General features: G+C 61.2%; 8 protein-coding genes and 1 pseudogene. 8 read left to right on the forward strand and 1 reads right to left on the reverse strand.

From position 1 onward, the window contains the following. Both EBE87_RS26585 and EBE87_RS26590 read left to right on the forward strand, forming a co-directional pair. On the forward strand, positions 1-582 hold a 582-nt coding region (locus EBE87_RS26585), incomplete at its 5' end, for an NYN domain-containing protein (protein WP_147465061.1). Positions 583-843: 261 nt separating this feature from the next. Beyond that, a complete protein-coding gene (locus tag EBE87_RS26590; RefSeq protein WP_120639993.1) occupies positions 844-2,415 on the forward strand; it encodes an ABC transporter substrate-binding protein in 1,572 nt (523 codons plus the stop codon). A 244-nt stretch (positions 2,416-2,659) separates the two neighbouring features. Here EBE87_RS26590 and EBE87_RS26595 read toward each other — a convergent pair whose 3' ends face one another. Continuing rightward, positions 2,660-3,643 (reverse strand): MBL fold metallo-hydrolase, encoded by a 984-nt coding sequence (locus tag EBE87_RS26595; RefSeq protein ID WP_120639992.1) that lies wholly within the window; start codon positions 3,641-3,643, stop codon positions 2,660-2,662. A 373-nt stretch (positions 3,644-4,016) separates the two neighbouring features. Between EBE87_RS26595 and EBE87_RS26600 the strand changes: the two genes are divergently transcribed. The 6 genes and pseudogenes from EBE87_RS26600 to EBE87_RS26620 form a co-directional block, all read left to right on the forward strand. After that, positions 4,017-4,844, forward strand: coding sequence for an IS6 family transposase (locus EBE87_RS26600; RefSeq protein WP_122140269.1), 828 nt, complete (start codon positions 4,017-4,019; stop codon positions 4,842-4,844). A gap of 272 nt (positions 4,845-5,116) precedes the next feature. Then, positions 5,117-8,566 carry a rhamnan synthesis F family protein gene (locus tag EBE87_RS29230; protein ID WP_199707962.1) on the forward strand — a complete coding sequence of 1,150 codons (3,450 nt, stop codon included), beginning with the start codon at positions 5,117-5,119 and terminating at the stop codon, positions 8,564-8,566. 5 nt (positions 8,567-8,571) lie between these two features. Beyond that, positions 8,572-9,453 (forward strand): glycosyltransferase, encoded by an 882-nt coding sequence (locus EBE87_RS26610; protein WP_122140268.1) that lies wholly within the window; start codon positions 8,572-8,574, stop codon positions 9,451-9,453. Positions 9,454-9,581: 128 nt separating this feature from the next. After that, positions 9,582-9,845 carry a hypothetical protein gene (locus EBE87_RS26615; RefSeq protein WP_120640866.1) on the forward strand — a complete coding sequence of 88 codons (264 nt, stop codon included), beginning with the start codon at positions 9,582-9,584 and terminating at the stop codon, positions 9,843-9,845. Continuing rightward, positions 9,821-9,985 (forward strand): annotated as a pseudogene (locus EBE87_RS30575) (IS110 family transposase); the annotation flags it as partial. The gene EBE87_RS26615 and the pseudogene EBE87_RS30575, both read left to right, overlap by 25 nt. A gap of 9 nt (positions 9,986-9,994) precedes the next feature. Continuing rightward, positions 9,995-10,416, forward strand: a 422-nt coding sequence (locus EBE87_RS26620; RefSeq protein WP_233553465.1) for a transposase, incomplete at its 3' end; no start/stop codon positions are given.

The following is a 10,416-nucleotide window of genomic DNA, read 5'->3' on the forward strand; positions in this document are numbered from 1 at the left end:
CTCGCCGGAGCGGGCGCCGCAAACCAGCCCGGCAAAGGCATCACCGTGCACTTGGCCTATATCGACTGCAGCAACCTGTTCATCGAGGCGCAGAAGGTCAGCGCCGTCGCCCGCGGCTGGGCCCGCAGCCTCGCTGAGGTGAACCAACAGGGGCGGATCGACTTCGGCTACCGGCTCGACTTCCACCGCCTGATGACCTTGCTGCGGGAGGTGGAGGAGCCGGTGCGTGCCACCGTGTTCGGCTCGGTCACCGACAGCAACGAGGTGCTGTGGCCGCATGCCGAGGCGGCCGGCTTCGAGGTGCGGGTGGTGGAGCGCGCTGCCAACGGCCGCGAGAAGCGGGTCGACACCGGCGTGGTGACCCGCATCTGCCGCGATGCCTACCTGCTGGGGCAGCCGGGCAGGGACCACATCACCCTGGTGGCTGGCGATGGTGACTACGAACCGATGGTACGGCAACTGGTGGCGGACGGCTTCGAGGTGAGGCTGCTCTACTGGTCCCATGCCAGCCGCGAGCTGCAGGCGGTGGCCAGTCGCTTCTACCCGCTCGACGCCTATCTGGAGGAGCTGGCACTGCGCTGAGGACCTGCTGTCCGCCAACACCGGCCACGAAGTTGTCCCCAGATCGCGGGGACGAAGCTGTGGATCACCGGGTGGACAGGCTGTGCAGGGCAGGGGAGGGTCGTCCTCGAGCGTCCGCTTGATGGACCCGGCGCCCGGGCTGGTTCACCTGGTTTGGACCAAGCGTATCTTGACGCCTGCTATCATGGCCTTGGCCGTTCGATGGTTGAGCCGCTTGGCCAGGCGGATGGTCTGATCTGACTGCGGGAAGGGAACAAGACGATGGGTTCGAACTGGCGTATCGCGGCGGCGGTGCTGTTCTGTGGTGCGGCGGCGTCTGCCGCGCAGGCGGCCGACCTCAAGATCGGCGTCAGCGCCTTCCCCCTCTCGGTCGATCCTCACTTCTACAATGGCATCGGCGACCGCAACCTCGCCCTGCACCTCTTCAACCGCCTGGTGGAGCAGAAGGGCGATATGTCCCTGGCCCCTGGCCTTGCCACCGAGTGGAAGCTGGTGAGCGACACCGTCTGGGAGTTCACCCTGCGAGAGGGCGTGACCTGGTCCGACGGTCAGCCGCTGACACCGGAAGACGTGGTCTTCTCCCTCACGCGTTCCGCCAACATCCCCAACAGCCCCCTGGGCTACGCACCATTCACCCGCGACATCGCCAGCATCGAGGTGGCGGGGGCGCGTACGGTCCGCATCACCACCAAACAACCCTCTCCAATCCTGCCGACGAACCTGAGTGCCCTGTCCATCGTCGCGAAGCACGCGGTAGAGGGGAAGGACAGCGGCGACTTCGACAACGCCGCCGTCGCTGCCGGCACCGGCCCATTTCGCCTGGTCTCCTTTGCCCGCAACGACCGTGCGGTGATGGAGCGCAATCCCGCCTACTGGGGCGAGAAGCCGGAATGGGACCGGGTGGAGATGCGCTTCATCGCGAATGAAGGGGCGCGCAGTGCCGCCCTCCTGGCCGGCGATGTCGACATGATCGACGCGCCCAGCCGCAACGACCTGCCGCGCCTGCGCCGGGATGAGCGCTTCCGCGTGGTCTCCGCACCCGGCAACCGCTCCATCATGCTGCTGCCCAATGTTATCACCGAAGGCGGCTCCGCGGAGGCCGCCGACAACGATGGGCAGCCCCTCGCGCAGAACCCGCTGAAGGACCTGCGGGTGCGGCAGGCCTTGTCACTGGGCATCGACCGCAAGAGCCTCGCTGAGCGCGTGCTGGAAGGCACGGCGCAGGCCGCAGGGCAGTTCATGTGGCCAGGGGCCTATTCCTACACGCCCGAGATCGGCATTCCGGCCTTTGATCAGGCGCGGGCCAAGGCGCTGCTCGCGGAGGCAGGGTTTCCCAATGGCTTCCGCCTGACGCTCAGCGCCTTCGCGGACCGTCCGGACTTCCGCACCGTCGCGCAGGCCATTGCGCAGATGTGGACCCGCATCGGCGTTCGGACGGAGGTCAATGCCGTGCCGGCTTCGGTGTATCTCGGGCGTGGCGCCAAGCACGAGTACCTGATGCCGTTCTTCAGCTGGGGCGTCAGCACCGGCGAGGCCGGCTATGTGCTGAACAACCTCTTCATCACCATGGACAGCAAGACCGGTGCAGGGCCCGCGAACTGGGGCGGCTACTCCAATTCGCAGCTGGACGCGCTGATCACCCGGGCGCAGTCCACCATGGATGATGCGGCCCGCGAGGCCCTGCTGATCCAGGGCCAGAAGATCGTGGCGGAGGACGTGGCGGCCATCCCGTTGTACCAGCTCGTCAACTTCTGGGCGACGCGGCGCGGCGTGACCTATGAGGCGCGGGAGGACCAGCGGACGGTCGCCACCAGCGCGCAGAGCGCGCGCTGATGTCCGCCATGTCCGGTACGTCATCTTGGCCCTAACAGGAAGCCCTGGACTGTGACCGCGACGGACAAGTTGGCGGCAGATCAGCGCCCATCCCGGTCATGAAGGACACTCACGGGGCGTCTCCGAAGCAGACAAAATAGGCCGATGGAGATCTTCGGTGGAGGATCAAGCGGCAGCCTCGAGTGCCGGGCACGCCCCGCCGGTTTACTCGTCGAAACTGCGGGTTTGCCCGCCTATTCTGCGCTCACAGCGTCAGCTGGTAGGAGTGCTGTACCCACCGGTAGCCGCTGCCCTGGCGTTCCACGAAGCCGAGCGACGGAAAGGGCATGTGGAAGGCACTGACCGCGATCCGCTCGGTCGCCAGCATGTCGAACATTCTGGCCCGCGTTGCCGCGCCCTGGATGGGGTCAGTGTCGAAGACGGTGTGCCAGTCGGGCCGTGCAAGCGAGGCCACATGATGATGGCAGCAATCCCCCAGGAAGAAGAGCCGTTCTCCCTCGCTCTCGAGGTGAAAGCACAGGTGGCCTGGCGTGTGCCCGTAAGCCTCCACGGTCCTTATGCCTCGCGCCACCTCTGCACCCGGCTTCAGGAAGCTGGTCCGGTCCGCAACAGGAACCACGTATTCGCGGAACAGGGCTGCAAATGCTTCGAGTGGGCCGGAATGGCCGCGCTCGCGCGCCCAGAAGTCGTATTCGACCTGGCCGATGGTATAGCGCGCGTTCGGAAAGAGCGGACGTCCATTCTCGAACATGCCTCCGATGTGGTCAGGATGCCCGTGTGACAGGACGACGAGATCGATAGCCTCGGCGGCGAAGCCAGCAGGCGCGAGCACGTCGACGAGCCAGCCGCCATAAGGGTGCGGCACGAACCCCTTCGCTCCGTTTCCGGTGTCGAACAGGATCAGTTGCTCTCCCGTATTGACGATCATCGGGGTAAACCCCGGCTGATACTTGTGCGTCGGCAGGAGGTTGTCGCTCATGAGCCGATCGACCTCCGCTTGTGATGAGTTGCTGCCGATGACCGGCCATGGTCCGTCAATGGCAGCCTCGGCATCGAGGAGCATCGTGACCTCGAAGCGGCCGAGTTCGAAACGGTAGTGCCGCGGCCGAGCCGGTCCGAGCATGGGCGCGGCGGCGCTCGCCTCGCCCCGTCCGAAGCCTACTGTCCCGCCGATCATGATCGCTGAGAGGGCATGCCTCCGAGTCCATTCGAATCGAGCCGGCAACATCAGATGTTTCCTCCAGCCTTCCGACATGGTGCCCAAGATAGTAGCGGCTGTGCAGCAACATATTATCCCCGCCCCAGGCGATCTACCGAAGCAAATTCTGAGACGAGTCTGGCTGATCGTCTGAGGCGCAGATTCTTCCCCCGTCGGCAGAGGACGGTTCCTCTATCTCGCCACCCTCATGGGTGCGGATCCGACTTTGCTGCTGTACCGAGTTCCGCCTTCACCTGCAGTGCAGCATTCCACACGATCAGGATCTCTGTCACAGCAGCTGGACCCGCGGGTTCTGTCAGCGCTCGCGCCAGTGGGGGTGGGTAGCGGGCTGGGTCGGCCGCGCGTAGGCTTCGGGCTGGATCAAGGCCGCTTGGAGCCCAGGATGGAATGCATCGACTGCGGCTCCGCGGCCACTTCGGAGCGGCGGGACCGCACGGCGCAGGGCTACCGGCGCTTTCGCTGCCACAACTGTGGCCGGCAGTTCAACGAGCGCAGCGGCGGGCTACTGAACCGGACCCAGTATCCGAGTGACGTCATCGCACTCGTGGTGCTTTGGCGCCTGCGCTACCGGCTCACGCTCAAGGACCTCAGCGAGATGTTCCTCGAACGCGGGATCATCTTCAGCCACGAGGCAGTACGGGACTGGGAAGCGAAGCTCACCCCCGTCCTCACCACCGAACTTCGGCAGCGCCGTCGTGGCAAGGGTGGAGCCGGACGGCGCTTGTGGCACGTCGATGAAACATGTCTGAGGGTCCGAGGCTACTGGTGCTACCTCTACCGGGCGATCGACCGCAACGGCGACCTGGTAGACACCATGCTCAGCGAGCACCGGGACATGGCGGCCGCCAAGGCCTTCTTCCGTTCGGCCAAGTCGGCCACTGGCACGACGCCTGACCGCGTCACCACGGACGGGCACGGTTCCTATCCACGCGCGATCCGCTCCATGCTGGGTCAAGACGTGAAGCACCGGACCAGCGCATTCAAGAACAACAGGCTTGAACAAGACCACCGGGGCATCAAAGGCCGGATCCGATGTATGCGAGGGTTCAAGGAGTTCGGTGCGGCGGAGCGGTTCTGTCGAGGATACGATGAACTCCGTGCATTTCTCCGTCTCCGCACCCGCCACAACCAGCACGTCTCCGCCAACCGTCGTCGCTTGCTTCATCTCCGCCGTGCAAACGTGCTGCTCGCCATCCTGCAAGCAGCATAGCTTGACTGCGTACTTCGGACCACGCCGCGCTGCTTGGCGCGAAATCTGAAAGAACCATCAGGCGTGAGGATGAGTGCTTCCTGGCCAATCCGTCGACGTGACATCCGAGGCACTCCCCGCAGCCGCCCTGGTGCCCATCGAATCACGGCAGATCAGCGGATTCCAGCCCTTCCGCGCACAGGTCTCATAACCTCGTCGTTCCAGCCGAAGTTGGCACCTACGCAGCCCCAGTGTAAGAGCTTATGCGAGCTGTAAAGTGCCTCGGGGAGATCATGATGCTGCCAGCAGAAGTCAACAAGTTAATCTCTCCAGCATCTTTCTGGAAGCCGGACTACATTCCCCAGTCGGCTTGGCTTGAGCACGGCCCATTCGCCTTTTGGCTTGCCGATACTCTGCGGCCGCGCCGGTTTGTCGAATTAGGCAGCCATTACGCCTACTCTTACTTCGCATTCTGCCAAGCCTTTCAGAAACTAGGAACTGATACAACTGCCTATGCAGTCGATACATGGCAGGGAGATGAACACGCAGGCTTCTACGACGAATCGGTGTATCGCACCGTCCTGAAGCAAAATCAGGATCGTTACTCGAGCTTCTCTACCCTGATGCGCCAGACCTTCGACAAGGCTGTGGCTTATATTGACGATGGCTCCGTCGATCTCCTACATATTGATGGCCGCCACTTCTATGAAGACGTGAAGGAAGATTATGAGCTTTGGCTGCCAAAGCTAACGCCTAATGCTATCGTTCTATTCCACGATACCAATGTCCGCGAGCGTCGATTTGGTGTCTGGAAATTCTTTCAGGAACTTGCGCAGAACCATCCAAGTTTTGAGTTCAAGCACTGCAATGGCCTCGGCATTATCGCCCCTGGTCTTGTTCCTGATGTGATGCAGGCATTATTTACAGCCTCCGACAATGATGCGGCCATGGTCCGCAATATCTATTCTTCGCTCGGCCAGTCGATAACTATAAAACGCACTCTCCTGGCTCGCGAAGAGGCCCTGCACGCACTTCTTGACTACGGTGATGCACTGTCATCCAGCCATGCAGAAGCCTTAGCAAAGGTTGCGGATTGGGACGGCCAGATCCAAGAAGTTCTTGCGGGGATGTTACGAGCATCTGCTGGCCGCGACGAGGCGACACGGCTGCTGCAGGAGGCAACTGCTCGCTTCGAGCACGAAAATGCCCTCAGTGCTGCCCAGTTCGAGCAGGAGCTTGTCTCAAGAACTGAGAAAATGCGCCAGGAGTTGGCTGCAGCGGCAGAGCATCTCCAGCAGGAATGGAAGTCAAGAACCGACCATCTGGAACACCAGTTGGCGGTACGATCCGATGAATTCCATCACCTTCAGAACCAATTGCAGGACGCAGAGGCAAGCCGAGCGGCGGCCGTTCAGGATCTGGCTGAGACAAAGCGGGCGCTAATTAGTGCGGAGGCCGATGCCCGCCGGAGTTCGCAAGAAAGCCAGCATGCGCTGCGAAACGAACTGCGCAACTTAACGGCGAAGTTTGTAGCCGAACAAAAAAGCCATCAGAGCGAGCGACACCATCTCCAGAGCATCCTGGCGGAGCGCGAGCAGGCACTAGGCGTGCAGACTGCGGCGATCGCTCGTCTTGAGCACGAGCTGAGGGGCCAAGCGGAAGCAACCCATCATCTCACGCAGCAACTAGCCGCAATTTACGGCAGTTCTTCCTGGAAGATGATGTATCCGCTGCAGCGCATTCTGAAGCGCTCACCGGGGCTCCGGCTTATTGGTAGGCGCACGGCAAAGCTGATGTGGTGGACGGCTACAGGACAGGTTGTCTCCCGTCTTCGCAGACGGTCGTCTTTGCCTGGACCTTCCGCGAGTGGGCAGATGGTGCAGGCGGTAACGCGGGCAGACATGCCGAGCAGCATCGAGCTCGTCTCCACCGATATTCCTGAAGCAGCCCGTCCCATCGACCGCGATTACAGCTTGAGCCTTCCCTTGCGTTACGTCGACAGTTCCGTCGCCGCTCAGGAAGGAAGCGTCGCCGCTATAATCCATCTGTATTATGCCGACCTGGCTGTGGAGTTCCGCAGTTACCTACAGAACATCCCAGGCGAGGTGGACCTGTTTATTTCTGCCCGAGATAATTTCGGCCAGCAACAGATTGAGCGCGCTTTCGACGGATGGGACAAGGGTAAGGTCGAGGTCCGTGTCGTGCCAAATCGCGGCCGCGACATCGCGCCGAAGCTGGTTAGCTTCAAGGATGTCTACGATAAATATGAAGTGGTTCTGCACCTTCACTCCAAGCGCTCGCGCCATGCTTCGGTACTGGACCGTTGGCGCTATCATATCCTCGAAAATCTGTTAGGCACGCCCAAGGTTGTTAGTAGCATCTTTGAGGCATTCCGGAGCAACGCAAACCTAGGAATGGTGGCGGCGGCGCACTTTGAGCCAGTGCGGCACTGGATCAATTGGGGCAACAACATCGACCAGGCATCGTCGCTGGCGGAGCGGATGAACTTCTCCATCGACAAGGAGGGAGTGCTGGATTTCCCCTCAGGATCAATGTTCTGGGCGCGTAGTGCGGCTCTACGCCCATTACTGGATCTTGACCTGCAGACGGAAGATTTTCCGCCTGAGGAGGGGCAGATCGACGGCACAGTTGCGCATGCGATTGAGCGTATCTACTTCTACGTGTGTGAGAAAGCAGGATACGATTGGGCGAAAGTAGCGCGCCCTGATCTGATGGAAAATACGCCGGCTATCATCAGCGCGCGCGATTCCTTGTCACTGAAGCAATATTTCCAACGTTATACTTTCCGACTCCTGTCACCTGGCGCTGAAAAGCCACGAGCAATGCCGCCGACCCCAGTTCTGGCGCCGCCACAGCGTCTGTTGGATCAGATCCGGGCACATACGCTGGGTGAGGGGCGCCTGATTTCCCCGGGCACCCGTCTAGTAGTCGGTTTTGTCACCTATAACAATGAGGATGCCGATCTGCGGCAGGCTGTCCAAGCAGCAACCATGTCCTTGCGCCGCGCAGGGCTGCCACTCGACGGCTCCATTATGCTGCTGGACAATGGTACCAGCAGCGAGGCGATCTTGCCGGCTGATGGAAACATTCGTCGCCTTCCGAGCGTCGGTAACGTTGGCTTCGGAGCTGGACACAACCTGCTGATGAGGGAAGCTTTCGCGGCAGGTTCCGATGTCTATGTCGCTGTGAACCCAGATGGCATGCTGCATCCGGACGCTCTAGGCTGCATGCTGCGCATGGTGCAGGCACACGCGAACCGGGCACTTGTAGAAGCGCTACAGTTTCCGATGGAGCACCCCAAGCCATATGATCGTGAAACTTTTGATACGCCCTGGTTGTCAGGCGCCTGTCTAGCGATTCCGCGAGAGGCTTACGAGGTTCTCGGCGGCTTCGATGACGACTTCTTCATGTACTGTGAGGATGTGGACCTGTCCTGGCGGGCACGTGCTAACGGTTTTGCCCTGAAGACATGCCCTGCGGCTCTTTTCCTGCATGCTGTAACGAACCGGCAGATAAGCAAGGCAACCATCAAGATGATCTATGAGTCCGGCGTTGTGCTGGCGCGGAAGTGGGGCTCCAGCAGCTTCGAAAACTGGCTCCGCTCCGAATTACAAGGCATGGAACTGCAGATGCCCGCAGCGGCGCCTGAGATGGTGCCGGAGGAGTGGCGCAGCTATGCAGACTTCGACCATCACTTTAGCTTCGCTACTCCACGCTGGTGACCATAATGACTGATCAGACCCTGGACTGCGTTGTCCGCTTCCACAACCCGCAGCGTCTAAATGAATTGAGTCGTTGTGTGTTTTCGTTGCTGGGACAAAAGCATCGACCGCTGAACATTATCATCTCGCTGCAGCGTTTTTCTGAGGCTGATGTCGCGGCTGTTCGCGAAGCGCTGCAGCCATTGTTCGATCTTCCAGAAGCGCCGCAGCTAACTATCTGCAACCTGGAGCAGTCGACGCCGGCAGATGCTAGAACATTGCTGCTGAACATGGGCATTTCTGCGGCTGCAGGTCGGTATCTCGCTTTCCTTGACTACGACGACGTACTGTATCCAGAAGCATACTCGCTGTTGCGGGAGCGCCTCCGACAATCAGATGCGGCGATCGCATTTGCTTCCGTAAGAGTCGTACGAGCTGATGTCTTCCCTACGTTCTTGTACGTCCGAGAACAGGTTGAGAAGCCGTTCGGCCCGGGTGACCGGTTAAGGGACCTGTTCGATGGGAACTTCTGTCCCATTCATAGTTTCTTGATTGACCGTCATAAGGTGCAGGAGGCCGATCTTATATTTGACTCGACGCTGACTTGGGAAGAAGATTACGACCTTCTTCTTCGGATATGCGCTAAGTATAAATCAGATTTTCATCTTATAGGTAAAGTTATTGGGGATTATTACTATAAAACTGACGCCAGCAACTCTATCCCGGTGAACGGCATACACGCTTCTGACAAGCTTCAGGCTTACGAACGGGTCTCAATTATGATCGAGGCACGTCGGCGTACCACTCTAGTCGCCGAATCTGTCCAGGCAGAGTATGGCCTTGTTCCGACACGATCCGACATGTCCATCCGAGACTTCATGGCTGCTGTGCCTGGACGCACATATTAGGAGACCTATGTGCGGAAGGGCTAGACCAGATATCCGTCTGAGGCGGGGTGGCCCGCCTCGAACTGTGCAGGAATGACGAGGGTTGCCCCGGGTGGGCCGGCGCCTTGCCTCAGCACAGGAGACGGGCCGTGGGAGAGCATATCAGTTTTGTTGGGCTGGACGTGCACAAGGCGACGATTGCCGTGTGTGTTGCGGAGGCCGGCCGGGATGGCGAGGTGCGGTTCGTGGGCGAGATCCCGAACGATCCCGTGGCACTCGACAGGCTGGCGGCTCGGCTCGGCCGGGGCGGCCGGGCATTGCGCTTCGTCTATGAGGCCGGCCCATGCGGCTACGGAGTGTACCGACACCTCCGCAGCCGCGGCCATGAATGCGTGGTGGTCGCCCGAACCTGATCCCGCGCAAACCTGGCGATCGGATCAAGACTGACCGACGGGACGCAACGGCGCTCGCCCGCCTGCATCGGGCCGGCGAGCTGACGCCGGTCTGGGTGCCGGACCCAGAGCACGAAGCCATGCGGGATCTGGTCAGGGCGCGGGCCGACATGGTGGAGGCGCTGCGCAAGGCACGGCAGCGGCTGATGGGATTTCTGCTCCGGCACGGGCGGAGCTATGACGGCAAGCGCTGGACCTGGCCGCATCGCAAGTGGCTGATGGAGCAAACCTTCCCGCACCCCGCCCAGCAGGTCGCCGGCCAGGAATACCTCGATGCGGTGAACGAACTGGAGGCGCGCATTGAGCGCCTCACCGGCCGCATTCGCGACCTCGTGCCCTGCTGGAGCATGGCGCCAGTGGTCGAGGCGCTGCAGGCCATGCGGGGCGTCTCTCTGATCGTCGCCTCGGCCCTGGTGGCCGAGGTCGGCGACTTCAGGCGGTTCGACAACCGTAAGCGCTGTCTGGATGCCCTTCTTCCCAAGCGTGCCGATGCCGTGCTGCTTCGCCCTCGGACGGGGAGCTTCGAGCCGAC

The sequence above is a fragment of the Teichococcus wenyumeiae genome (assembly GCF_003696345.1).
In the GTDB taxonomy this organism is placed as follows: Bacteria; Pseudomonadota; Alphaproteobacteria; order Acetobacterales; family Acetobacteraceae; genus Pseudoroseomonas; species Pseudoroseomonas wenyumeiae.